Origin of the sequence: Faecalimonas umbilicata (genome assembly GCF_004346095.1) — a bacterium.
Taxonomy (GTDB): Bacteria; Bacillota; Clostridia; order Lachnospirales; family Lachnospiraceae; genus Faecalimonas; species Faecalimonas umbilicata.
Genome location: NZ_SLZV01000005.1, coordinates 94,711 through 121,578, shown reverse-complemented (window position 1 = coordinate 121,578; position 26,868 = coordinate 94,711). Strand labels below are relative to the sequence as shown.

The 26,868-nt window shown below is 41.9% G+C and carries 21 protein-coding genes; 17 read left to right on the top strand and 4 right to left on the bottom strand.

Translation table 11 applies throughout. The features are described from left to right. Positions 1–17: 17 nt before the first annotated feature. From EDD74_RS03645 to EDD74_RS03625, 5 genes are all read left to right on the top strand, one after another. Positions 18–1,382: a vWA domain-containing protein gene (locus EDD74_RS03645; RefSeq protein WP_116440938.1), complete on the top strand. Its 1,365-nt coding sequence runs from the start codon at positions 18–20 to the stop codon at positions 1,380–1,382. Beyond that, positions 1,372–2,886: an ATP-binding protein gene (locus tag EDD74_RS03640; protein WP_116440937.1), complete on the top strand. Its 1,515-nt coding sequence runs from the start codon at positions 1,372–1,374 to the stop codon at positions 2,884–2,886. The genes EDD74_RS03645 and EDD74_RS03640 overlap by 11 nt, the downstream gene beginning before the upstream one ends. Positions 2,887–2,948: 62 nt before the next feature. After that, complete coding sequence (locus tag EDD74_RS03635) at positions 2,949–3,536, top strand: nucleoside recognition domain-containing protein (RefSeq protein ID WP_009263802.1); 588 nt, start codon at positions 2,949–2,951, stop codon at positions 3,534–3,536. A gap of 115 nt (positions 3,537–3,651) precedes the next feature. Next, the gene (locus tag EDD74_RS03630) at positions 3,652–3,828 is read left to right on the top strand and encodes a ribbon-helix-helix domain-containing protein (RefSeq protein ID WP_008977636.1); all 177 of its coding nucleotides are present in this window, start codon (positions 3,652–3,654) and stop codon (positions 3,826–3,828) included. Positions 3,829–3,880: 52 nt separating this feature from the next. After that, a complete protein-coding gene (locus EDD74_RS03625; protein WP_116440936.1) occupies positions 3,881–4,414 on the top strand; it encodes a spore maturation protein in 534 nt (177 codons plus the stop codon). A 128-nt stretch (positions 4,415–4,542) separates the two neighbouring features. Here EDD74_RS03625 and EDD74_RS15620 read toward each other — a convergent pair whose 3' ends face one another. After that, positions 4,543–5,316: a DUF4474 domain-containing protein gene (locus EDD74_RS15620; RefSeq protein WP_242990028.1), complete on the bottom strand. Its 774-nt coding sequence runs from the start codon at positions 5,314–5,316 to the stop codon at positions 4,543–4,545. 161 nt (positions 5,317–5,477) lie between these two features. Further along, on the bottom strand, positions 5,478–7,247 hold the full coding sequence (locus EDD74_RS03615) for a DUF885 domain-containing protein (RefSeq protein ID WP_009263800.1): 1,770 nt from the start codon (positions 7,245–7,247) through the stop codon (positions 5,478–5,480). Positions 7,248–7,324: 77 nt separating this feature from the next. Here EDD74_RS03615 and EDD74_RS03610 point away from each other — a divergent pair, with 77 nt between their 5' ends. From EDD74_RS03610 to EDD74_RS03580, 7 genes are all read left to right on the top strand, one after another. Further along, positions 7,325–8,860, top strand: a complete 1,536-nt coding sequence (locus EDD74_RS03610; protein ID WP_116441381.1) for a trypsin-like peptidase domain-containing protein — start codon at positions 7,325–7,327, stop codon at positions 8,858–8,860. 21 nt (positions 8,861–8,881) lie between these two features. Next, entirely contained in the window at positions 8,882–9,673 is a 792-nt protein-coding gene (locus EDD74_RS03605; protein ID WP_116440934.1) for a PP2C family protein-serine/threonine phosphatase, read from the top strand. 60 nt (positions 9,674–9,733) lie between these two features. Next, positions 9,734–11,437, top strand: coding sequence for a serine/threonine protein kinase (locus EDD74_RS03600; RefSeq protein WP_116440933.1), 1,704 nt, complete (start codon positions 9,734–9,736; stop codon positions 11,435–11,437). After that, on the top strand, positions 11,416–11,700 hold the full coding sequence (locus EDD74_RS03595; protein WP_009263796.1) for a hypothetical protein: 285 nt from the start codon (positions 11,416–11,418) through the stop codon (positions 11,698–11,700). Before EDD74_RS03600 ends, EDD74_RS03595 begins: the two co-directional genes overlap by 22 nt. Beyond that, on the top strand, positions 11,697–16,850 hold the full coding sequence (locus EDD74_RS03590) for an Ig-like domain repeat protein (protein WP_116440932.1): 5,154 nt from the start codon (positions 11,697–11,699) through the stop codon (positions 16,848–16,850). Before EDD74_RS03595 ends, EDD74_RS03590 begins: the two co-directional genes overlap by 4 nt. A gap of 483 nt (positions 16,851–17,333) precedes the next feature. Further along, complete coding sequence (gene metG, locus EDD74_RS03585; RefSeq protein WP_081636862.1) at positions 17,334–19,265, top strand: methionine--tRNA ligase; 1,932 nt, start codon at positions 17,334–17,336, stop codon at positions 19,263–19,265. Positions 19,266–19,329: 64 nt separating this feature from the next. After that, the gene (locus EDD74_RS03580; RefSeq protein ID WP_009263792.1) at positions 19,330–20,316 is read left to right on the top strand and encodes a diaminopimelate dehydrogenase; all 987 of its coding nucleotides are present in this window, start codon (positions 19,330–19,332) and stop codon (positions 20,314–20,316) included. A 149-nt stretch (positions 20,317–20,465) separates the two neighbouring features. Here EDD74_RS03580 and EDD74_RS03575 read toward each other — a convergent pair whose 3' ends face one another. Next, positions 20,466–20,756, bottom strand: a complete 291-nt coding sequence (locus tag EDD74_RS03575; protein WP_008977623.1) for a hypothetical protein — start codon at positions 20,754–20,756, stop codon at positions 20,466–20,468. Positions 20,757–20,915: 159 nt separating this feature from the next. Between EDD74_RS03575 and EDD74_RS03570 the strand changes: the two genes are divergently transcribed. The 5 genes from EDD74_RS03570 (at position 20,916) to EDD74_RS03550 (ending at position 25,804) form a co-directional block, all read left to right on the top strand. Beyond that, positions 20,916–21,677: a TatD family hydrolase gene (locus tag EDD74_RS03570; RefSeq protein WP_008977622.1), complete on the top strand. Its 762-nt coding sequence runs from the start codon at positions 20,916–20,918 to the stop codon at positions 21,675–21,677. Between the two features lie 10 nt (positions 21,678–21,687). Continuing rightward, positions 21,688–22,584, top strand: coding sequence for a 16S rRNA (adenine(1518)-N(6)/adenine(1519)-N(6))-dimethyltransferase RsmA (rsmA, locus tag EDD74_RS03565; protein WP_116440931.1), 897 nt, complete (start codon positions 21,688–21,690; stop codon positions 22,582–22,584). Between the two features lie 36 nt (positions 22,585–22,620). Then, positions 22,621–23,301, top strand: coding sequence for a TIGR00266 family protein (locus EDD74_RS03560; protein WP_116440930.1), 681 nt, complete (start codon positions 22,621–22,623; stop codon positions 23,299–23,301). A gap of 160 nt (positions 23,302–23,461) precedes the next feature. Further along, on the top strand, positions 23,462–24,832 hold the full coding sequence (locus EDD74_RS03555; RefSeq protein ID WP_009263787.1) for a citrate/2-methylcitrate synthase: 1,371 nt from the start codon (positions 23,462–23,464) through the stop codon (positions 24,830–24,832). Between the two features lie 27 nt (positions 24,833–24,859). Continuing rightward, entirely contained in the window at positions 24,860–25,804 is a 945-nt protein-coding gene (locus EDD74_RS03550) for an alpha/beta fold hydrolase (RefSeq protein ID WP_116440929.1), read from the top strand. Positions 25,805–25,937: 133 nt separating this feature from the next. Here EDD74_RS03550 and EDD74_RS03545 read toward each other — a convergent pair whose 3' ends face one another. Next, a complete protein-coding gene (locus tag EDD74_RS03545) occupies positions 25,938–26,861 on the bottom strand; it encodes a hypothetical protein (RefSeq protein ID WP_116440928.1) in 924 nt (307 codons plus the stop codon). Positions 26,862–26,868: the final 7 nt, after the last annotated feature.

The following is a 26,868-nucleotide window of genomic DNA, read 5'->3' as shown; positions in this document are numbered from 1 at the left end:
AAAGAGAGGAGGAAGCGATGAATATTATACAGAAACAGCAGCAAAGAGAACTGGAAAAGATTGAGATCTGCATGGATATCTGGAAGCAGGCGAGAAATGAACTGTATTTGTCGATGCGATTTCTTGATGTGTCTTTGAGTCGATTTTTCTTTTTGCCGGAGACGAATATAACAGGGATGGGGACAGATGGATTTGGCATTTATTTTTATCCGGATGCATTGATCTACCTGTATAAAAAGGATCGGATCTATATTAATCGAGCCTATCTTCATATAGTATTTCATTGTCTGTTTGGACATTTGACGATTCCGAAAACTGTAGATACCGCTTTGTGGGATCTTGCGGCAGATATTGCGGTGGAGTCGATCATTGACGGACTTTCTGTACGCGCAGTCAGAAGATATGTTTCGCCATATCGGAAAAAAGTGTATCAGAGTCTACGGGAAAAGATGAAGGTGCTGACAGTCGCAGGAATTTATCAAGTGTTGGAAGAAAAAGAGGCGGGAAGAGAAGAAGATACATGGATTGGAGAAGCTGATTTTGAAAAACTGCGAGGAGAGTTTTTTGTGGATGATCATCAGCTTTGGAATCAGGAAATTCCGCCGCAGAAAATGATGGAACGGCAGAAAGAGTGGAAAGAGGAAAACGAGAAGCTTCAGACGAAAATGGAGACGTTTGCAAAAGAAGCATCAGAAGATGCAGAGGCACTTGCAGAGCAGGTGCGCGTAGAAAATCGGACACGATATGATTATAAAAAATTTTTGAGAAAATTTTCAGTACTAAAAGAGGAAATACAGGTAGATCCAGATACCTTTGATTATATATTTTATCACTATGGAATGGAGATGTTCGAAAATGTACCATTGATCGAACCGCAGGAGACGAAGGAAGTGCATAAAGTTGAGGACTTTGTCATTGCCGTTGATACATCGATGTCGTGCAAAGAAGAGCTGATCCGAAAATTTTTAGAGCAGACATACAGTGTGTTAAGTGAGTCGGAGAGCTTTTTCAGAAAAATCTGTGTGCATATCATCCAGTGTGATGATAAAGTACAGTCAGATGTAGTGATCCATAATCAGGAAGAGATGGAACGCTATATGGAGCAGTTTGAGATACATGGATTTGGCGGCACTGATTTTCGCCCTGTGTTCGGTTATGTCAATGAGTTGATTGCAAAGAAAGCGTTTCGAAGACTCCGTGGTCTGATTTATTTTACAGATGGATATGGAACATTCCCGGCGAAAAAGCCGTTGTATGAAACTGCGTTCATATTTTTAAAAGAGGATTACAGTGATGTGGACGTGCCGGCGTGGGCGATGAAACTGATACTGGAGCCAGAACAATTAAGAAGAACAGAAGGTGAGATGGAATATGGATATTAAGAGAGCAAAGGAAGAAATCAAAGATTCAATCGAAGCATATTTGCTGAAAGATGCATATGGAGAATATGAGATCCCGGTGATGAGACAGCGACCGATATTTCTTTTAGGAGCACCGGGAATCGGAAAAACACAGATTATGGAACAGGTTGCGAGAGAATGTGGGATCGGGCTTGTGGCGTATACAATCACGCACCATACAAGACAGAGTGCGATTGGATTACCGCTGATCTCAAAAAATGAGTATGGGGGAAAAGCGTATTCGGTTACAGAATATACAATGAGTGAGATCATTGCATCGGTGTATAAAAAGATAGAAGAAACAGGGCTGTCAGAAGGAATTTTATTTATCGATGAGATCAACTGTGTGTCGGAGACACTTGCTCCGGCAATGCTTCAGTTTCTGCAGTATAAGACGTTTGGAAATCATGAAGTGCCAAAAGGCTGGGTGATTGTGGCAGCGGGGAATCCGCCGGAGTATAACAAGTCCGTCAGAGAATTTGATGTGGTGACGATGGACCGCGTGAAGAAAATCGAGGTGGAAGCAGATTTTTCGGTTTGGAAAGAGTATGCTTACCATCAGGGGATTCACCCGGCAGTGATTTCTTATCTGACAAACAGACAAAATTATTTTTACAAGATGGAACATACAGTAGATGGCTCCTTCTTCGCAACACCAAGAGGATGGGAAGATCTGTCAAGGCTGATCCAAGTGTATGAAAAACTGGGGAAAAAAGTAGACAGAGATGTGGTCGGTTCCTATATTCAGTTTCCGGAGATCGCAAAGGATTTTGCAAATTATCTGGAGCTGTATTACCGCTATGAGGCAGATTATCAGGTTGAACAGGTGATGGAAGGAAAGATTCCGGAAATCTTGTTGAAAAAGATTTCCCATGCATCTTTTGATGAAAAGCTAAGTGTGATCAGCCTGCTCCTTGCGCGTGTCACAGAAGTTTTCCGCAAAGTATTTGGGCAGGAAGCTTATGTTTCTATGCTGTTTGAGAAGTTAAAACAATACAAAGATGTGCTTGGTCAGAAAAAGGAAGCAGTGGAGGCATTCCGGGAAATTTTAGAAGAAACTTGTGAGGAACAGAAGGAAAAAGAACGGGCAAAACTACTCACAAAAACGGAAAAGATTGTTTATCGAAAAGGGATCGAGAAATTGGAACTGTATCTGAAGGTATTGGAGGAGGGGCAGATTTCTGATGGAGAGAATGCATTTGAGAAAATCCGTGGACTTTTTGCAGAAGAGCGCGGTGCTTATGAAAAGCTGGAGGAATCAGCGGGACAGAAACTGGAGTATGCATTTGACTTTATGGAGATTGCCTTTGGAGCCAGTCAGGAAATGACAATCTTTATCACGGAACTAAATATGAATGCTTACAGTGTAAAGTTCCTTCAGGAATACCAGTGCGATAGATATTATCAATACAACAAGCAGCTTGTGTTTGATGAGATTGACAGAAATATCCGGAACCGGATCGAGCGGGTGGAGATGCCGCTTTAGAGAATATAAGAGTTCCCCCGGACATAGAGTATATTTATAAAATAAATATGGGGGAGAAAAAGTTGTTAAATGATCTTTGGGCAGGAATGATACTTGTAGGAATTATCTATGGAGCGTTGACAGGGAGGATGGCAGATGTCACGAACGCGGCGCTGGACTCTTCCAAGGAAGCAGTGACACTTTGTATTACAATGCTTGGAGTAATGTCTTTTTGGGTAGGGCTTATGGAAATTGCACAGCGGTCAGGGCTGATCGCTGCAGCATCGCGAAAACTACAGCCTGTGGTACATTTTCTGTTTCCAGACGTGCCAGAAGGACACGAAGCAAATAGACATATTACAACAAATATCATTGCAAACATCCTGGGGCTTGGATGGGCAGCAACGCCGGCAGGACTGATGGCGATGAAGAGTCTTCAGGAAGTCAATCCAAACAAGGACAAAAGCATTGCGAGCAGAGATATGTGTACGTTTTTGATTTTAAATATTTCTTCTTTGCAGCTCATTCCAATCAATATCATTGCCTATCGGAGTCAGTATGGAAGTGTAAATCCGGCAGGGATTGTCGGGGCGGGGATTGTGGCGACGCTGGTCAGTACGGTAGTCGGAGTAGCATTTGCAATGGCGATGAGGAAAAGGAAGCGCGTGTAGGAAAAGAGATTTTGTCATCCTGGTGTGTTTTTTGAAATACCAAAACATATTTTAGACTTGATTTTTTGTAATACATATATTATGATTATTGTAATACAAAAAAGGAGATGAGATTATGGGAAAACCAGGAAGACCAAAGGGGAGTGACAATAAGGAGAAGATCTGTTCTCTGCGCCTAGATGAACAGACGTTAAAGCGCCTGAATGCTTACTGTGAGCGCCTGAAAGTGGCAAAGTCAGAGGTGATCCGGGAGGCAATCGAGCGGATTTTGGAGGAAGATCAGTATAAATAGTTTTCCGTTTTCATAAGATGATAAGAGCCTATTTATGAAAACGGAGGAGTAGATGAAGTTCTTACTATATCTGAGTGATTTTATCGTACCTTTTGTGATTTTCTATATCGTCGGTTTTGGAATTTTGATGAAGACAAAAGTCTATGAGCATTTTATAAAGGGTGCGAGAAAGGGATTTTTTACTGTTATTAAGATTATGCCTACATTGATCGGGCTGATGGTTGCGGTAGGAGTATTGAGAGCTTCTGGATTTTTAGATTTTTTTGCGGAAGTGGTCAGTAGGTTTGTGGTACATATCGGATTTCCGGTACAGCTCGTACCGCTTACGATCGTCAGGATGTTTTCTTCCTCAGCAGCTACAGGGCTGGTACTGGACATCTTTAAGGAATATGGAACAGATTCGTACATTGGGCTTGTGGCATCTATCATGATGAGCTGCACGGAGACAATCTTTTATACGATGTCTGTGTATTTTATGACAGCGAATATCAAAAAGACAAGATACACACTGGCGGGAGCGCTTTTGGCGACATTTGCAGGAATTGCAGTAAGTGTACTGCTTGCATCGGGGATGTATGCTGGGTAATGATTTTCTGACAGACGGAACCGGAGGGTAGGAAAGCTCTCCGGTTCCGTAAGGAAATTCTCGTAGAATTCAGTGCATTTTGTTATGGGATATATCGTAAAATTCAGTGTTTTCGTTATGTGGAACTGTCAGCTTCTGATGCGGCATAGATACCGGAACATAGAAGGATGAGAAGTGTGCAGATAGATTAGTTTATCTGTGGTATTGTCAAAAGGGTGCGTAAGGAAAGAATACAGATGACAGTGGAAAGCGTTTTGCCATTTGACTGCATTCTCTTTAAACTGCGAGGATCGTGTATGATAATTGGGGGATTCGTTGACGGAAGGAAAGAGGAAAGAAATCGTAAGTTTGCGAATCGTAAGCTCGCATTCGGAATAACCTGCTTCCAGTAAGCCGTGAATGAATCTTTGCAGCATGAATGTATCCGGAAAGGTAACAGATACTTTTAATTGAGAGTCTGCGGAAACAGGACATCGTCCAATTTGGAATCCGCTTAGTCGCCAGTGTCGTTTGCTGAGCTGAAAAGTGGACAGGTCTTCTTCCAGAAGCTCTAAGGAAAGAGGAAGAAATTCAGATTCTGCTATACTAAAAAATCGGGTTGTAGTTCTGTTTTGGGGAGAGACAATGTGGTCAGCACAATATAGTCCGATCTCTCCGCCAAAATAGATTCCATATTGACCTTTTTTCAACTTGATCAGACATGTTTTTTCGTTATAGTCAAAGTAGATCAGAAGAGCATCCTGAAGAGAAACATCGCGGATGGCAGTATCAGCAGGACGGCGGCAGGTTTTTGGGAGCCACGCGTCCTCTCGATAGGTAAAGAGATCATGTAGAGGCAGATAGGACAAATCATATGGAAGGAGCAAGTTCTGCAAAAGAGCCGATTTCTTTTCAGAGGGCATTCTTTGGATCTGAAGAATCAGCTTTTTCCTTTTGTGATAATTCAAAAGGAAGAGAAGAAAGAGCAGCAATAAAAATACTGGTAAGAAAGACATAAAAACCTCCTTGGAAATATCTTATTGTATTGTATGCCACAGAGGAGTCGGATGTGTGACAGGGCAGCTTATCTATCAACCGCATATTTAGAAACAATATCAAATGGGGCAGGTCCGACATCGAGAACTGCACGGTGAAAGTTTTTCTGGGAGAATTCATCTCCGTCTATTTTCATCGCTTTCTTTTTCAATTCCATAAATTCAAGATAGCCAACATAATATTTCAAGTAATTTCCCGGATCAGATAGGATCAAATTATATATTTCCTGGATAGCATCGGTATCTTTGATTCCATAATCAGAGAAAAAGCGTACAGTATCGGGTACCGACCATCCATCGTAATGGATTCCAATATCTGCGGCAGCATAGAGTCCAAGTGTCAGAGAACCATTTTTTTGAAACAGCGCAGCCTGGTCTTTTGGCAGCGGACTCAGATAGTAGGAGCACATCTCGGCATAAGTTGCCCATCCTTCCACATAACCGCTAAAATTAAAAATGCTGCGGAGAGGTTCTGTATTTTTTTCAGCAAAATAAGTTGTTTGATACAAGTGTCCGGGATAGCCTTCGTGTGCAAGTGTCGTAAATAGTTTTAGGGTATCGACATTGCGGGATTGGTTGATGTAGATTACATTTTCTGACTGGTCGTCAATGGCGGGAATCATATAAAATGCAGGGCTCAAATAAGGTTCCATAGCATTGGGAACATATTTCACTTGAGCAGTTACGTCTGGAGGAGCAGGAAAGGCAGCAGAAGATTTTTGTTCCAGCAATGTTAAAATCTGTTCCGGCTGATTCCGGTCAATCTGGTTTTGCAGAAAAATATCTGACTTGTCTGGAGGTGCTTCGGCAGAGACAGGACGCGAGGCAAGTTCAGGATCTTTGGACAACAATGTCTGAATAGACAAAAGATCAGAGGAAATCTGGTCATGGATTAATTTTTTTATTTCCGATACCGAGCGAGGTGAGCCGGTATCTCTTTCTACGACATAGCTATAGTATTCTTTTCCATTCGGAAAATAACAGACTCCCTTTTTATTTTTTCCACTGCCGCGCAGTTCTAGAAGGGCATCGATCAGTGACTCATAAGCTGGAACGACAGCATTTGCAATCATTTCTTGATTTTTCTTTTGATAATTCCTTTTTACAGTAGAAGAAAGTCCAGGTATCTTGGAAAGCCGTTCATCAAAAGTTGTGAGCAGATAATTGGAATCTTTCATGTCGACAAAGGAACTACATTGGTCGACCACAGCATCTACGGTGCTGTCCGGGATGAATAGACCACTATCTGCCTTCTCCTTTTCGAAGGAGATCAGAGAGTTGAAGTAATCCGGGGTACAGGATAAGAGTGAGAGATATGTATCGACATCTTTTATATCATGAAATGGATATTCCGCTAATAGCACCGGGAGCTGTGCCTGAATTCCGGTAATCTCTCCTAATGGTTCCTCGTATAAGAGATAGGGAGCGCCTTTTTGGGCAGTCTGCAAATAAGATTCGAGAATATCGTAGGTGAGTTTATTTTCGTCTGTGAGATCTTCATAGTGATAATGGGACAAAGCAGAAAGACTGTTTTCTAGAGATGCCATCATTCCGGTCGTATTTGTGGAAAAAGATCCGTATGTAACCGGAGCCTGGACGATATCGTAGGCAGATGGATCTTTCAATGTGTAATGTAGTCCAATAGTATTTGCAGCCACATCCTGCCGGAATAGTTCAAGAGTAAATTGACGGAAAGCGGTGTTAGTGTCGGAAGATGCTCGAATAGAAGAGCAGCCGGAGAAGAGTAAAGAGGACGATAAGAGCAGTGCAGTAAATGAAGTAAGATATTTGTTTTTCATAGATACTCCAAAGACATTTTTAACAGTTTATGAGAAAGAAGCGGGAAAAAGACATGGATTCAGAGGAGATGGTGTATATGACAAAAGAAGTGAAAAAGCTGTTGCTTGTAATCTGGATGACAGTTGTGGCAGTGTGCTGTCTTCCGACGATAACTGTGGCAGAAGAGGGAGCAGCAAAATCAGATGAAAGAGAGGAAATGATTTCGGATGCCGTTCTTCCGGTAGCAGTTGGTTATCGAAACGACAGTGGGGAAGTGTCCTATTATCTCAATGGGACTTCTTTTCTGATCAACGAGCAAGCAGTTCTTACGAATAAGCATGTGGCGGTTCCAGATGAGATACTTTTGGAAAAAATTATGGAAGAGCATGCGCTGAACGAATTGCCGGAGAAAGATGAAAGGTTGGGAATCTACGTAATGACAGGAAAAAATATGTTTGTTCCTGCAAAGATTCATGCAAGTGTGCAGAGTGATCGGATGGATTTTGCAGTTTTGCAGTTGTCGTCGAAGTTATACGACAGAGAGAGTTTGACATTAGGGGAAGGAGTGCCGCCGGAAGAAGGAAACCCTATTACGTTTGTCGGCTGTTCTGGGGAGGGATACCGGGAAAAAATTTTGGAGAAAATTCCACAGATATCAGAGCGAGGAGAGGTTATCCGTCTTAGTGAATCGGAGGAGGTACCAGATGGAGAGAATGATAAAGTCATCGAACATAATATTCCACTATATGGAGCAGGGGCTGGAAGCCCGCTTCTAAATGCCAACAGGGAAGTTGTGGGAATTAATGTGTTCCAGGAGGGGATGGTGCCATATGCAGTGCAGATCTATCATATCAGAAAGGCATTGGATACATTTGAAATTCCTTATAAAAAGCCGGAAACAATGGCGGAGGGAGAAAAGCAAACAGAGAAGCATACAGAGCAGGCAGAAAAAGAGCGAAAAAGATTTAGTAAAAAAATAGATTCACTGGAAAATAGAGAGAACCAAAACGGAGGAGAAACCGGGAGAACAGGGGTGATACTGGCTGTTTTCGGAGGAATGGCAGCCATGATTTGGATGTCAGTGCATACAAATCAGAAAAAACATGCAGAGAAGAACGGAGCAAGAATGCAACATACATACCAACAGATGCAGACATCAAAAAGGCAGGTACGACAAGTGGATGGAAGGACAGAAAGCAGATATTCGCCTGGAAGAAGGAAAAGAGAAGAAGAGAGAGAATGGAATATGGAGGAATATATGATGGCAAGTGAAGGCGTGGGAGAAACAACATTGCTAAATGCAGCGGGAGGAGAAACAACAGTACTTCACAATGCAGAGTTTGCATATTTGCTTCGAAAGGATACAGGAGAGAGAATCCTGATCAATACGCAGCCATTTTTGATTGGAAAGGAGCAGAGGAAAGTCAATTACTGTATCCGGGATAATACATCGGTCAGCAGATGTCACGCAAAAATCAGCAAGCAAGGGTGGCAGTATTATATCGAGGATCAAAATTCGACAAATGGAACTTATGTAGAGGGAAAGGCATTACACCCATACCAGGAAACTGCTCTGTCAGACAATGTGACAATCCGTCTGTCGGATGAGGTGTTTGAATTTCATTTCATGTAAAAATAGAGAGGAGAAGGGTTTATGAAATTGTTGAGTGCGGTGTGCAGCGATAGAGGAATTAAAAAGAAGATCAATCAGGATTCCTTGCTAGTTCGGTCAGCAATGACAAAAGAAGGAGAAATCTTATTGGCGGCGGTCTGTGATGGAATGGGCGGACTGGAAAAAGGGGAAGTGGCAAGCGGAGAAGTGATCCGGGCGCTTGAAAGATGGTTTGAAGAAACACTTCCATTACTTCTTTCTGGGGAGCAGGAGAAAAAGGGAGTGGGAGAAAGGAGAAAAAGAGCGATTGCGAAAAGTCTGGAAAGCTTGATACAGGAGGAAAACCAGATGATTTCTGTCTACGGAAAAGAAAAGAATCTTCTGCTTGGGACGACAGTTTCGGCAGTCCTGTTGATTGCCGGATGGTATTTGATCGTACATGTTGGAGATTCTCGTGTTTATGGGCTTACAGAAGACGTGCAGCAGCTGACAAAAGACCAGACTTATGTGCAGAGAGAAATTGATGCAGGAAGACTGACAAAAGAGCAGGCAAGACAACATCCCCGGAGAAATGTACTGTTGCAGTGCGTTGGAGTGCAGGAGAAAATTACTCCGGAATGGAAGTCGGGAGTATATTATCCGGGAATGGGATTTTTAATTTGCTCGGATGGATTTTGCAATCAATTGCTGGATGGAGAGCTTGAGGAAAGATTTTGCAGGAATTACTTGAGAGCAGAATGGGAGATGGAAGAAAACTTGAAAGAAGTTATGGAACAGAATAAAAGACGGATGGAGACGGATAATCTTTCCGCGATTTGGATTTCTGTTCAATAGGGCATCGGTAATAGGAGAGGGAGCAGCAAAGGTAAGAAAGAAATGGAAAGGAGGAGGCAGATGCTTGAGAACGGTATGATTGTAGATGGAAAATACAAAATTTTAAATAAAATCGGCAGGGGAGGGATGAGCACAGTTTACCTTGCAATGAATGAGAGAGCAAATCGACAGTGGGCGATCAAGGAAATTCAAAAGAAAGGGAATCGATATTATCGGACGATGCGGGAGGAACTTCTGGCAGAGACGGATATTCTCAAAAGACTGGATCATCCCAATCTTCCTAAGATTGCAGATGTTCTGGAATACAAAGATATATTTCTGATCGTGATGGACTACATCGAAGGAAGACCGCTCAGCCTGACATTGCAGGAGCAAGGGGCACAATCTCAGGAAGTGGTAGTTGCATGGGCAAAACAACTCTGTGATGTACTGGAATATCTGCATTCCCGAAAACCACCGATTATTTATCGAGATATGAAGCCTGCAAATATTATGCTGCGGCCAGATGGAAGAGTGATGCTGATTGATTTTGGAACTGCGAGGGAATATAAGGAAGAACATGTGGAGGATACAATCTGCCTTGGAACGGTTGGATATGCGGCGCCGGAACAGTTTGGGGGAAATGGGCAGACAGATGCAAGAACAGACATTTTTTGTCTGGGAAGGACCTTGTATCATCTTTTAACTGGTCATAACCCATGTATGCCACCCTATGAGATATATCCGATCCGGCATTGGAATCCACAGTTGTCTTCTGGATTAGAAGAAATTATCTGGAAGTGTGTACAAAATGATCCGCAGGAACGGTACCAGTCCTGCGCAGAATTATTGTATGCATTGGAACATTATAGGGAATTTGATGTTGAATGCAAGAGACAGCAGCAGAAGAAGTGGCGGATTTTTGTCTGTTCAGCAGTTTGTACATTGGCATTTGCAGCGGGGGCTGTGGGGTTTCGCTGCGCAGAAGAGAAGACAGTCAGGAACAGTTATGAGCGAGTGATGAAAGAAGCATCGTCTTCAGTGACAAGAGAAAAACAGATTGCGAATTATCGAAAAGCAATCGCATTGAATCCGAGAAAGGCAGATGCATATGAGTTGTTATTGGAAAAGGTATTCCTGACTGATGACAATTTCTCTCAGGAGGAAGCGGCGATGATGCTGGAAATTTTGCAGCAAAGAGGAATGAATAAAAAGGACTATTTAAGTGTTCTGGAGTCGGAGCAGAATGCATATGGGAAAGTAGCTTTTCGGATTGGGATAGCCTATTTCTACTATTACGAAGGAGAGGGAAATAAACAGTTATCCGGGAGGTGGTTTGTGGATGCCGCCAAGTCAGAGACGCTGGAAGAACATCAGAGAATGCGTGCAAAGATGCTGGGGAAAATTGCAGGATATTATGCACAATTAAATCGAAATGATCGGGCGGGGGACAGCAAGGTTACTTACCGGGAATACTGGGAAGATCTTACAGAATTGACAAAAGGAAATATCGTGGCGATTGATAATGAAAAAACTGCGCTTGTGATGTACCAGGAATTGGTGTATCAAATTGGTCAGAATGCAGATAAATTTTATGCAGAAGGAGTTAAAAGAGAAGAAATGAGCGAACAGCTTGAAAAAGTAAAAGAGAGGCTGCGGACAGATCTGACGATACAGAATAGAGGAGCGCAAAAGAAAATAGAGAAGAAAAAGGAGGAACTGGTAAAAAATATTTCATGGGCAGAAGAAGAGGTGAAGACAATATGTACGATCAGGAACAGATAATTCAGATATACCGTCAGGGCTTTTTCATCTGTGCAGGTTTATCTGTAGTTGGAGGAATCATGACAACGATATTTTTTTTGAAATTTGGGATTCGGAGAATCATCGCAGTACGCACAGGATATGAGGCGAGGAAAGAAATCAGAAGGATCGAAGAAGAAAATCGTAAAAAAGAAACAAAAACAAGTGATGTGTTTGTGTTGAAAAAGAATGTGATGATGGTTCATACGAATGAAGTGATAGAAAAGGACGGTGGAAGAAGTTGAGAGAATCTTGGGGAAGAGTCAGAAAATGGGTACAGATTATCATGATGCTTACAGGTCCGGTTGTGTTGGCGATAGCCCTGTGTAATGTTACCTCCGAGAAACTTTGGCAGGCGAGGGCGGAAGAAGTGCAGCAGATAAAAAAGGAGAAGGGATTAAATGGCGAAAATTCAGTCAGAAGGGCAGTCGCGCTTGAAAAAATTCAGTGGGAAAAGGCAGAGAAGGTCTATGATGGGAAAAGGGAAGCGGTGCTCACAGGATATTATCAGGAGAAAAAAGAAGAAAATAGAGTAACGGTCGAGGTGCAATTAGAGGGAAGCAATGTAAAAACTTACACGGAAGCGGTTATTCAGAAAGTGATCAAACAGCCTCAAAATTATGAGCTGGCAGAGTGTGAGCAAAAGAAAATATCCGGTATTCATATGAAAGTCATTCCTAAAAATTTGTATTTGCAGGTAGAAGATCATTCTGTGGATTATGGAGTGACAATGGAAACCTTGGAAGCAGATCTGAGAAAACATGGGAAAGTATTTATCAAGGAAGGTATCTTACAAGAAGATTTAGAGAAAGTAATGCTTCCAGAAGTAATTTTGCGGGATCCGTATCCGGAATTAAAAATTGGATCTTATGATAATTGTCTGATTCCGGAACTAAAAAGGGAAGATGGGAAACTTGCAAATCCTTTCGAAGGGGTTGTGCAGGGAAATTACTGTATGAAAGTGGCGCAGGAAGAAGATTATGGAACACTGGAGGTTCTTCCTCAGAAATTGGAAGAGGCAGAAGATGTGATTTCAGTGGAGCATAGAGCGGGGATATTTCAGAAGGAAGAAGGGAAGAATATATATGTCAGAGGAACTAGAGGGGATACCGGAGAACCGGTGAAAGTAAAATTGCATATCCGGGAAGAGTCATCTTTTGCACAGAGATATGACGAAGTGTGGGTGAGGATCAAAGAAGAGGGAGGAGTGTTTGTAAATGCCACGAAAGAAGGTATTGTTTTTGAAGAGCAGCAGGAGGGAGTGCAGCGAAGGACTGGAGAATGGTATTTAAAGGATAGCAGAGACGGTTCAGGGAAGACAGTCACAGAAGTGGCGGATGGTCTTGTATTTGTCATTGACAGCGAAGCACCGGAGGTTATTTTTCATAGATTATCCTTGGAAAAGAACAAGATTGGTGGGGAAGAACGGGGATTGAACTTTGGCACATATCAAAATACTTCTTATGCAGAGAAAGTTTCTGTCGAAGATCAGAACAGTCTGGATGAGAGAGGAAGCGGAGTTGACAGATGGTCTTATGCGGTCTGGAATGTGAAAAAAGATCAGAAACTTACAAAAAATCTTGTGGAGAAGCTAACCATATCAGGGGAGCTTCAGTGGAATCCAGTAGAAGAAGAGACATGTGAGATTCTTATCGGTATAGAAAACCAAGGAAAAGTAAAAGAAGGAAATTATGTCCTACTTGTGCGGGTGGAAGATCAAGTGCAGAATCAAGCGGTGTTTTTGTCGGACGGAATAGTTGTGGATCTGAAACAACCAAAAGTGACTCTTAGGGGAATCGACTCAGAGAAATATTATACAGAAGATATTCCATTTTCGATTACCGTAGAAGATTTTCATTTGAAAAATCAAAAAATTACTTCCGGAATTAAAGAAATCTGTGTCGCATTGTTGTGTGATGGGACGGAATGCTTTTGCGAGACAGAACAGATTCGGGAGAATTTTCCGAAATCCGGCACTGAGGTGGAGAAGACATTACAGGAATTGCAGACAGAGGCAAAGGTTTCCAGAGAAAAAATAATACAAGCTTCCAGGCATAACAGTAATGATGTAAAACTTTCTGTGACGGTGTCCGACCATGCGGGAAATCAGACTGTGGCAGAAGAAAGGCTGAAAATTGATACAGTCGCGCCGCAAATTATAGTGGCTTACGATAATAATGACAAAAAAAATGGAAATTATTTTCAAGAAGAAAGAACAGCACAAATTTTATATCAGGATAAAAATTTTGAACAGAAAAATGTCACATTTGATGTAGGTGTCGGCAAAAAACAACAGAAAAATGTAAGGGTACAAGATTTGGAAAAAGAGTTTGGGATCCTGGCAGAGTGGAGAAGACAAGAGGGCAAAGAGGGAGAATGCCTATATTTGAAGTTTCAAAAAGAGCAGGAATACAAAATCAGACCGCATTGCAAAGACCGCGCAGGAAATGTGGAGCAGAGAGTGGACTATGGGGATTCTGAGGCTCCAGAGCAGTTTGTAATCGACACGACGGATCCTGTGGCAGAAATTCGATATTACTGCGATGGAGAGGAGATTCTTTTATCAGAGGAAGTTGGTCGGAGAAGCTTTACAGACAAAGCGATTGAGGCGAAGATTGTAATTTGTGAGCAGAATTTTTCTTTTCCGGAAACATTTTCAGAAGAACAGAGTCAAATGGAGCTTTCTGTAAAAGCAGAAGGAATGCAGGAAGGGGAATATCCTCAGGAAGTAGAGGGCGGATACTTCCAGCAGGCAGCAAAGAGGAAAAATTGGAAAAAGATAGATACAGATACATACACTGCAACATTTTTGTTTGAAAAAGATGCAAATTATATCGCAGAGTTTACGTATATGGATCTGGCAGGAAGGAAAGTCAGCATTGCTCCGAGAAGATTCACAGTGGATCAGACGGCTCCGAAAGGAGAAATTGTTGTGGATGGGCAGAAAAATTCAGCAGAATCATGGAGAACTGTTTCTTTTAGTTTGTTCCAAAGAGATGCTTATCAGATTCAGATTACGGGAGAAGATGTTACAGCCGGGGTGGCTTCCGTAAAATATTACTGTTCGAAACGTCCGCTTTCGGAAGAAGATGTAAAGAATTTACCATCAAAAGAATGGGTGAAAGGAGATGCATTTGCAGTAAATCCGGACCAACAGTGTATCGTGTATGGAAAAGTGGAAGATCTGGCAGGAAATATCTGTTTTTTATACCCGGTAAGTGGAATGATTACGGAATGCTCAGAGCCAAAGATCAAAATGACATTGGAAGGGGAAAAATCCGGTGGGGTTTATCGAGGAGATGTGACAGTAAAGATAGAAGCGGAAGATCTACAGGCAGGGGATACATATTCAGGAATTCAACAAGTTTTCTACCATGTGGCAGCAGAAGAAAATGTACAGGCAGATAAGGAGGAAATTTTATTTCAAAAAGAAGATCATCAGACACGAGGAAAGGCAAGATGGGAAGGAGCAGTTGTCATTCCGGCGGAGGTGTTCAACAGCAATGATGTGAGGGTTCAAGTAACGGTAAAGGATTCTGCCGGAAACGAGAAGACAGAGAACAAAGAAAAGATAGCAATAGACATCACACCGCCGATCCTTCACGTTCAATATGATGATCAGATGCCTGTAAACGGAAACTATTACAGGAAGGCACGGAAAGCGACCATCACTGTTCACGAGAGAAATTTTGATGAAAAGACTTTGAAAATTCAGGCAGGCAGTTCGGAAGGAAGGCAACCGATCAGTGGGGAATGGACCAGGCAGGAAGGCGGAAAAAATACGGATCAGGATACATATGTATGTACAATGCTATTTCAGGAAGATGGGGTATACAAGCTTTCGCTTAATTGCACAGACAAGGCGGGAAACCAGACTATATATGAAAATGATGATGTGTTTGTGATTGATCAGACTGCTCCTGTTATCCGGGTTTCGTATCAGGAACAGACGGAAAGGACAAAGGGATATTATCATAAACCTCGGACTGCAGTGATCTCGATTCAGGAGAAAAATTTCCGACCGGAAGATGTAGCAATCAAAATCACAGCAGTTCTTGATGGGGAGGAGCAAAAGGCGCCGGAAATAGGGATGTTTACATCAGAGGGAGTAGACAGTGAAACATCTTCCCAAAATAGAGAAAGAGAAGCAGTACACCGTGCAACCATTTTATATGACAAAGATGGGACATATACATTTAATGTTTCTTACACAGATCTTGCGGGAAATATGGCAAAAGAGTATCCGGAAGATCGATTTACCATTGATCGGACAAGTCCGTCTGTAGAAATCTTTGGAGTGGAGAACAAGTCTGCAAATAATGATATAGTTGCACCTCAGATTCGTTATCAGGACAGAAACTACGAAGAGAAGGATGTCAAAATCGAATTGACGGGATACCATCGCGGGAAACTTCCGATAGAGGGACAGAAGACGGAAATCGTAAACGGGCAGTATATAAAACTACCGGATTTTGAACGGACGAAGGAGAAGGACGACTTGTATACACTGACAGTTCAAGTGACGGATCGGGCAGGCAATGTGACAAAAAAGTCAATTACATTTTCGGTAAATCGATTTGGCTCTGTCTATACATTAAGTGACAAGACAAGAAAACTTCTGCAAAAGCATTATACAAAACAGCCGCAGGAAATTGAAGTGACGGAAATCAATATAGATACATTGCAGATGAAGGAGATCAGTTATGGAAGAGATGGAGAAGTTGTCAGACTGCAAAAGGGGAAAGACTATGCGGTGGAAAAAAACGAACCCGAGCAGGGATGGAAAACATACACTTATAAGATTGGCAGACACAATTTTCAGAAAGAAGGAAATTATACGGTAACACTTTCCTCAAAAGACCGGGCAGAAAATAGAGGGAACAATAAGATCAAGGGAGAAGAAATCAATTTTGTTGTAGATCAGACAGCGCCGACAGTGGTTGTTACCGGAATAGAGAATTATGGGAAGTATAAAGAGTCCTCGAAAAAAATGACGATTTATATGGAAGATAATTTTGCGGCAGAGGCAGTGGAAGTGTCTGTTCATGGTGAGAGAAAAATAAAAAAAAGATACGATGCCGAGAGATTGAAACGGCAGGGAGGAAGGGCAGAAGTTGTCCTTAGACAGGAGAATAGGTGGAAAACGGTTCGCGTATCCGGTGTGGATGCGGCAGGAAACCGATCGGAGGAAAAAGTGTTTCAAATTCTGGTCACACCGGATAGAAAGATTCAGTTTTTCTATAATCTTCCATCCATTGTGGGAGTTGCTTTGATGATGCATCCATTGCTCTGCGGAGTAATCTTTTTCATCAGAAAGCAGAGAAGAAAGCAGACAAGAAGAAAAGATTTTAAAGCAGATCAGAAAAATTCGGAAAGAGGAAGTTCCCAAACTTGACATTCCAAAATCCGTATGTTACGATTTCTACATATTTTTAATTTGAAAAAGAAAACGCGTTGACGAAAAGAGTAAGTTGGGGGAAACTTTACAGAGAAGTTCTGATTCATATGGAAATGTGTGGAATGTGACTTGGACACAGACAGATACAAAGAGATATGAGATGCTGAGAGGAACAAGTGGAATCTGACTGAAGATGGCTTCCGAGCGGTGTATGATACTTTCTGTTGTCTATTCGGTCTAATCTAGAAGAGAATACGAAAGAAAAGTGTGATACAAAGGGATTCGCCCTTTACAGCGAGGAGTGCAGGGCACTCGGTAAGGTTCGCGCTGTGAAGAGCGGATAAATAGAAGTGGTACCACGGGAATCTCTCGTCTTCTCTTTTGAGGAGGCGAGTTTTTTGTTTCAAGAAAAATGATGAAATAAAAAACTCTCCGGGTGAGATCCTTTTTGAAGATGCTGCTTTTGAGTGGAAAATCTAAATGCGTATATTCAAAAAAAGAGGAGGATACAAAATGGATAAGAAAAAATTTTATATGACAACAGCGATTGCTTATACATCAGGCAAACCACACATTGGAAATACTTATGAGTTTGTACTTGCTGATGCAATCGCAAGATACAAAAGAAGTCAGGGGTATGATGTATTTTTCCAGACAGGAACTGACGAACATGGACAGAAGATTGAACTGAAGGCTCAGGAAGCTGGAGTGACACCGAAAGAATTTGTAGACGGTGTGGCTGCACAGGTAAAAGAGATTGCAGATCTGATGAATACATCTTATGATAAATTTATTCGTACGACAGATGAATATCATGAGAAACAAGTTCAGAAAATCTTTAAAAAGCTGTATGAGCAGGGAGATATTTACAAAGGATATTATGAAGGAATGTACTGTACACCGTGTGAGGCATTCTTTACAGAATCACAACTGGTTGATGGAAAATGTCCGGACTGTGGGCGTGAAGTACAGCCAGCAAAGGAAGAGGCATATTTCTTCAAGATGAGTAAATATGCGGACAGGCTGATTGAACATATCAATACACATCCGGAATTTATTCAGCCGGTGTCCCGTAAAAATGAGATGATGAATAACTTCTTGCTTCCGGGACTTCAAGATCTCTGTGTTTCAAGAACTTCTTTTACATGGGGAATACCGGTAGATTTTGATCCAAAGCATGTTGTCTATGTATGGTTAGATGCGCTTACAAACTACATCACAGGAATTGGGTATGACTGTGATGGAGAGAACAGTGAGCAGTTTAAGAAAGACTGGCCGGCAGATCTTCACTTGATCGGAAAGGATATTATCCGCTTCCATACAATTTACTGGCCAATCTTTTTGATGGCGCTGGATCTTCCACTTCCGAAGCAAGTGTTTGGACATCCGTGGCTGCTTCAGGGCGATGGAAAGATGAGTAAATCAAAAGGAAATGTCATCTATGCAGATGAGCTTGTAAATATGTTCGGAGTTGATGCAGTCCGCTATTTTGTTCTGCACGAGATGCCATTTGACAATGACGGTGTCATCACATGGGAACTGATGGTAGAGCGTATGAATTCTGACCTTGCAAATACACTTGGAAATCTTGTGAATCGTACGATCTCCATGACAAATAAATATTTCGGGGGAATCGTTACAGATAAGGGAATTGCAGAAGAGGTAGATGCAGAGTTAAAAGCAGTTGTAGAGCGCACACCGGGAGCAGTAGATGAGAAGATGGACAAACTCCGGGTAGCAGATGCAATCACAGAGATATTCAACCTGTTCAAACGCTGCAATAAGTATATTGATGAGACAATGCCTTGGGCGCTTGCAAAAGAAGAGGACAAAAAGGACCGTCTGGAAACAGTGCTTTACAATCTGATTACAAGTATCTCAAAGGGGGCAGAATTATTAAGCTCATTTATGCCGGAGACATCTGAAAAGATTCTTGCTCAACTAAATGGAGGTCATGTAACAGACAAGCCGGAGATTCTATTCCAGAGACTTGATATGGAAGAGGTCATGAAGAAGGTAGAAGAATTACATCCACCAGTAGAAGAAAAAGCAGAGGAAGAGTCTGTAATTGACATTGAACCGAAAGAAGAAATCACATTTGAAGAATTTGGAAAGATGCAGTTCCAAGTCGGTGAGATTATTGCCTGCGAAGCGGTAAAAAAATCAAAGAAACTGCTTTGTTCACAAGTAAAGGTGGGAAGTCAGGTAAAACAGATCGTATCAGGAATTAAGGCACATTACACACCGGAAGAGATGGTAGGGAAAAAAGTAATGGTGCTTGTGAACTTAAAACCGGCGAAACTGGCAGGTGTTTTATCAGAGGGAATGCTTCTCTGTGCAGAAGATGCAGAAGGAAATCTTGCATTAATGACACCGGAAAAAGAGATGCCGGCGGGGGCAGAAATCTGTTAAGACTCTGCCCTACAGCCTGCAATAAAGTAACAAACAGATTATTACGAGAAAGAAGGAGAACACAATGAGTAAAATCAGAATTGGTATTGTTGGATATGGAAACATTGGACGCGGTGTAGAACTTGCAGTCGAGAGAAATGAAGATATGGAACTTGTTGCGGTAGTGACACGCCGTGATCCAAAAAGCGTTCAGATTCTGACGGAAGGTGTAAAGAAAGTACATTTTGATGATATTCTTACACTGAAAGATGAAGTCGATGTGATGATCCTCTGCGGAGGTTCTGCGACAGATCTTCCAGTGATGGGACCAGAAATTGCAAAACACTTCAATATGATCGACAGTTTTGATACACATGCAAAGATTCCAGAGTATTTTGCAGATGTAGATACAGCGGCAAACGAAGGGAAAAAAGTAGGAATCATCTCTGTGGGCTGGGATCCGGGAATGTTCTCCCTGAACCGTATTTATGCAGAATCGATCCTCGTACAAGGAAGCACTTATACCTTCTGGGGAAAGGGAGTCAGCCAGGGACACTCTGATGCGATCCGCCGTATCGAAGGGGTGAAGAATGCAATCCAGTATACTGTTCCAATTGAGGAGGCAGTGGAGAGAGTCAGAAGTGGAAGTGAGCCAGAACTTTCCACAAGAGAAAAACATCTTCGTGAGTGCTATGTCGTGGCAGAGGAAGGTGCAGATAAGGCACTGATTGAGAAGACCATCAAAGAAATGCCGAATTATTTTGCAGATTATGATACAACCGTTACTTTTGTATCGGAAGAGGAATTAAAAGCAGAACACAGCAAAATGCCGCACGGCGGTTTTGTGATCCGCACTGGAGAGACTGGAAGAGAAGGAAACAAGCATGTAATTGAATACTCTTTAAAACTGGACTCTAATCCGGAATTTACTTCTAGTGTCTTAGTTGCATATGCCCGTGCTGCATACAGACTTGCAAACAACGGTGACTGCGGTGCAAAGACAGTATTTGATATTGCACCAGGCTTATTGTCTATGAAATCAGCAGAACAGCTGAGAAAAGAAATTCTGTAAAAAGAAAAAAGATAAGAGTTCAAGCGTAGTGAGAACGAGAAAAGCAGGTATTGCAAGAGGGTCCGTGTCATATTACCTCTTGGCAGTACCTGCTTTTTATAAAAGTCTTCTCGATTTTGTTTTCAACAGGAAGAAACGAACAGTTTCGATTAACTTAACTGTACTTCTTTTGCTTCTTCAGGTTTGAAGTCGTTTGCAAGATCGTAGATATTGTGACCAGTAGATTCACTCAATACGCGTCCTTCTAAAGAATAGCAGCGGATGAATCTCTTATTATCGATGCTTGACCAGTGTTCTACGTCCCATGTCAGATATCCGTCTGCATCTGTCTTCTTTTCATTTAAGATCAGATCTACCTGACGTCCATTTACCATAATGTCAACAAGTTCTTTTTCAGTAGCTTCCAGTTCTACTTTATTTACTGTGTCGTAAACTTTCATTTTGAAGTTCCTCCTCTTTTTTGATATATAGACAAGTATAATCTTTTTTATAGATAAATTCAAACCTTTTATAGAAGAAAGGATCGGAAAAGTTGAATTTACAAGGATTTTCACTTATAATACAAGGACAGAAGCAAAATCCGAAAGGGGTTAGTATAGATGATTTTTGAGACACATGCACATTATGATGATGAGCAGTTTGATGAGGACAGAGAACAGCTTCTTGCCGGTCTGCAGGAGGCAGGAATAGAGACAGTTGTAAATGTCGGTGCAACATTGGAGGGATGCCTTTCGACGATCAGACTTGCAGAGCAATATCCATTTATCTATGCGGCAGTCGGTGTACATCCTGACGAAGTCGGCACATTGGATGAGGAAAAATTTTCATGGCTGAAAGAAAAGCTGTCTCATGAGAAGGTTGTGGCTGTCGGTGAGATTGGTCTTGATTATTACTGGGATCAGGAATCACATGAAGTTCAGAAAAAATGGTTTCTCCGTCAGCTGGAGGCTGCAAGGGAGGCGGGACTTCCGGTGATCATCCACAGCAGGGAAGCCGCAGCCGATACCTTGGAGATGATGAAAGAATATGGGCAGGATCTTAAGGGGATTATCCACTGTTATTCGTATTCTGTCGAGCATGCAAGAGAGTATGTAAAGATGGGATATCTGCTAGGAATCGGTGGGGTTGTCACATTTAAAAATGCCAGAAAACTCAAGGAGGTTGTGGAAGAGATTCCACTGGAAGCGCTTGTTTTGGAAACGGATTGTCCGTATCTTGCACCGGTTCCGAACAGAGGAAAGAGAAATTCTTCCCTGAATCTTCCTTTGATCGCGGAAGAAATTGCGGCGATCAAACAGATCAGCTGTGAAGAGGTGATTACACAGACGAGAGAAAATGCAAGGAAATTATTTGGAGTATAGGAGAAAATATATGAATCAGCCAACATTAGGCAATCCACAGAATACCATTGCGGTATTGCAAAAATACAATTTTTCATTTCAGAAGAAATTTGGTCAGAACTTTCTGATTGACACGCATGTGTTGGACAAAATTATCCGTTCGGCAGAGATTACGAAAGATGATTTTGTTCTGGAGATTGGACCGGGAATCGGTACGATGACACAATATCTCGCATGCGCGGCGAGAGAAGTCGTGGCGGTTGAGATTGATAAAGCATTGATTCCAATTCTGGAGGATACTTTGAGCAGTTATGACAATGTGACTGTCATCAATGAAGATGTGTTAAAGCTGGATATTGTAAAACTGGCTCAGGAGAGAAATGGAGGGAAACCAATCAAAGTGGTGGCAAACCTTCCGTACTATATTACGACACCGATCATTATGGGACTTTTTGAGAGTCATGTCCCGGTGCAGAGCATTACAGTTATGGTGCAAAAAGAGGTCGCAGACCGCATGCAGGTTGGACCTGGAACGAAAGACTATGGGGCACTGTCGCTCGCAGTGCAATATTATGCAAAGCCATATATTGCAGCAAATGTTCCACCGAATTGTTTTATGCCGCGACCGAAAGTAGGGTCTGCAGTGATACGGTTAGAATGCCATGAAGAGCCTCCGGTGCAGGTGAAAGATGAAAAATTGATGTTCCGTATTATCAGAGCATCTTTCAATCAGAGACGGAAGACACTGGCAAACGGACTGAAAAATTCACCTGAAATTTCCTTATCCAGAGAGGGAATTGAGCAGGCAATTGCGGAATTAGGAAAAGGGACGAGCGTACGAGGAGAAGCCCTTAATCTGGAAGAGTTTGCAATTTTAAGCAATATTGTCGGACGGTTGCAGCAAGAGGAGAATGGAACGAAGGCGTAGCGTTTATCATTTGAGTTAGAGAAGGGGGAAACAACTATGAGATATCAGATTTTAGGAGACACACTTCCGGTAGTTATCTGCAGACTGGACGTAGGGGAAAGCATGATCACAGAGAAGGGATCTATGGCATGGATGTCACCAAATATGCGGATGGATACTTCTACAAATGGAGGACTTGGAAAGGCATTCGGAAGAATGTTTTCCGGGGAAGCAATTTTCCAAAACATTTATACAGCGCAGGGAGGATCGGGAGAGATTGCATTCGCATCCAGCTTTCCTGGTTCTATCCGGGCATTTCATATTCGTCCGGGAGAAGAAATAGTCGTACAGAAAGGTGGCTTTCTTGCAGCTGAGGCAGGAATACAGCTGTCCGTTCATTTTCATAAAAAACTTGCATCCGGCTTTTTTGGCGGAGAGGGATTTATACTACAGAGGATTTCCGGCGAAGGAGTCATGTTTGCCGAGTTTGACGGACATGTGATTGAGTATGAACTTCAGCCAGGGCAGCAGATTGTAATTGATACCGGACATCTTGCGGCGATGACAGCGTCATGCCAGATGGATATCCAGACTGTTCCGGGGTTAAAAAACAAATTTTTCGGGGGAGAAGGCTTTTTTAACACAGTAATTACAGGACCAGGACATGTCTGGCTGCAGACCATGCCAATCAGCAATGTGGCTGGAGCACTTCGTCCATATTTTCCGACCGGAAACTAATATAGAACAAACTAAAACAGACTTTTTGCGAAGAAGAAACAAAAAGTCTGTTTTTGATTAATAATTATTTAATATTTTTGAATATTGCAAAAATGAATGTGTTTTAGTATAATAAGTGCTAAATTACAAACAGATTTCAGCATTCGGAAAGGAGAAGCCTATGGGAAAATCAGTTTCAGAAGCATTGTTTGATGTGACACCTCAGATCGAAGCATTAGCAAAGAAGTGTGAAGAGAATAATGAGATTGAGAAAGAATTATATATAAAGTATGAAGTAAAGAGAGGACTGCGCGATCTGAACGGAAAAGGTGTTCTGGCAGGGCTGACGAATGTATCAGATGTTCGCGCGAAGAAGATTGTCAATGGAGAGGAAGTTCCATGTGAAGGAAATTTGTATTATCGTGGATATAACGTAAAGGATCTTGTCAATGGATTTCTAAAAAAGGAACATTATGGATTTGAAGAAATTGCGTATCTCCTCTTATTCGGAGAACTGCCAAATGAGAGCGAGTTAAGAGAGTTTCACGATGTTCTTGTAGAGCGCAGAACGCTTCCGCCGACATTTGTGCGAGATGTGATCATGAAAGCACCTAGCAAGGATATGATGAACAGTCTCTCACGCTCGATTTTAAATCTATATTCTTATGATGAAAAGGCAGACGATACGTCTATCCCGAATGTACTCCGGCAGTGTCTGAATCTGATCAGCCAGTTCCCGATGCTGATGGTATATGGATATCATGCATATCATTATCGGATGGGAGAGGATTTATTTATCTATGCTCCGGATCCGGCACTCTCCACAGCAGAAAATATTTTAATGATGCTAAGGAAGGATAAGAAGTATACGAAGCTGGAGGCGAAGATACTGGATATGGCACTTGTGCTCCATATGGATCATGGCGGAGGAAATAATTCAACATTTACGACGCATGTAGTTACTTCTTCTGGAACAGATACCTATTCAACGATGGCAGCTGCTATGGCATCGCTGAAAGGGCCAAAGCATGGAGGCGCTAATATCAAAGTGACACAGATGTTTGAAGATATGAAGCAGCATCTTACAGACTGGGAAGATAGAGATGAAGTGAAGGCATATCTGGAAGCACTCCTGGATAAGAAAGCATTCGATCAGAAAGGTTTGATTTATGGAATGGGACATGCGGTCTATTCTATTTCCGATCCAAGGGCAGATATCTTCCGCGCATTTGTTGCACAGCTGGCAAGAGAAAAGCATTGTGAGAAGGAGTATGCTCTTTATGCACTGGTGGAAGAACTGGCACCAAAAGTAATCGGTGAGAAGAGAAAAATTTACAAAGGAGTCAATGCCAACGTAGATTTTTACAGCGGTCTCGTATATAGCATGCTCGGGCTGCCAAAGGAACTGTATACACCGATCTTTGCAACGGCACGTATTGTCGGATGGAGTGCACATCGATTAGAAGAGTTGAAAAATGTTGATAAGATTATCCGTCCGGCATATAAATCGCTGGCTCCGCACAGAGCATATGTTGAGATGGAAGACAGGTAAATAAAAAAGTAGGAAGGAAGAGAAACGATGGAAAAGACAGAATTTTACTATCCTTCCGGTGATGGACATACAGAGATCCACGCAATTGAGTGGAGAGGAGAGGGACAGATTAAAGCTGTCCTTCAAGTCTGTCATGGAATGGTAGAATATATTGAACGGTACGAAGCATTTGCCTCTTATCTTACTGACAGAGGATTCGTAGTAGTTGGTCATGATCATCTGGGACATGGAAAATCAGTGGCAGATGAGGAAGATTATGGATATTTCCCAAAAGAGAGCGGCAACGAATATGTAGTGGGAGATATCCATACCCTTCGCAGAAAAACGGAGAAGAAATATCCGGGGATTCCATATTTTATGCTGGGACATAGTATGGGTTCTTTTTTGCTGAGACAATATCTGCTATTCTATGCGGAAGGGCTGTCAGGCGCAGTCATTATGGGAACAGGATATCAGCCATTACCGATACTGATGCTCGGCAGAGGAGTTTGCAAGTTCATTGCCGGAGTCAAGGGGTGGCGTTACCGAAGTAAGTTTGTAAATTCGATGGCATTCGGAGGATATAACAAGAAGTTTCACCCTACAAGGACTGAGATGGACTGGTTGACAAAGGATGAAAAAATGGTAGATGCTTATTTAAAAAATCCGATGTGTACCTTTATTTTTACTGTGAGCGCTTACTATCAGATGTTCGGAGGAATGAAACAGTTACAGAAAAAAGGAGCCATTGAAAAAATACCAAAAGATCTTCCGATATTTTTTGTAGCTGGAAAGGAGGATCCTGTGGGAAACTTTGGGGATGGTGTGGAAAAAGTCTTTCAAAAATACAAAGACTGTGGATGTAAAGATGTGCAGATCAAGTTATATGAAAATGACAGACATGAAATTCTGAATGAAACGGACCGGGAAACGGTATATACAGATTTGTATTCTTGGATGGAAAGCCGTTTCTGCCATTGTGAAGATAAATAAAAGCTTCACCGAAACAGAAGCTTTGCGATAGAAAAAGAGCCCATATACTTCTGTATGACAGTAAAAAGTATGACTGTCATTTGATGAGAGGATATAGGGCTCTTTTCTTGATAAAAAATATGTCGATAAGTGTTTAGATATTGAGTGTTGTCTTACACAAAGCTTGTTTCCAGTCTTTGTAAAAGCTGTCGATGGAAGAATATCTCTTCAATCTTTCAGGCGAGACAGCTTTGCATGCGACATCGTAGCATGCTCTGTTAAGTTCCCATTGTTCAAAGGAGCAAGGAGAAAAGGCATTTTGTTCATAGCGAGTACGAATTTCTTCTTCCGTGTAATGACCAAAAAAGCTGTCAAAAAGAAGAGCACCAAGTGTATAAACATTTGTAATTTCATCAATGGCAGCGCCGTAACAATATTCTTCCGGTGCTTTTAAACGCTTTGTTCCCCAGTAGTCTTCGCCCATGTCGTTTATGGACGGCTTTTTTCGGAATAAGTCGATATCACAGATTGTTATTCTGTCTGTCTGAAAATCATACATTATGCTTCCTGCATAAAAATCAACCGCAACATATCCGCTTTCAGAAACAGTATTCAAAAAGGAAAACAGAACTTCCGCGGCAGCGATTCTTTTCTTTAAAGGTAATTGCCGAAAACGCTTTGCAGGAGGGATCAGCTGAGGATTGTTGTCATATTTCTCAAAATTCCAATGATCGAAGAGACAGTCACCGGATGTCCATTTAAATACAGAAATATATAAATCGTCCAGAGAACCGTGATCTATAAGTTCGATCAAATGTGGGTGTGTAATCGTTTCGTAAACAGACATCGCAGATTTGAGAGACGCAATGGCCTCTTCCTTTGTACGGATAGATTCAGCAGTGGCAATTCCGGCAACTTTTATGAAAAATTTTTCTGAACCTCGCGCGACACCGAAACTGATATTTCCGGAATCATTCTGGTCAAAGACAGCAAAAACATTTCCGATTGCTTGCAGCCATGAGAAATCATGGATTTCTTTTAGGTGAAATTTAATTGTATCTAATGTAATAGTAATCATATAGCCT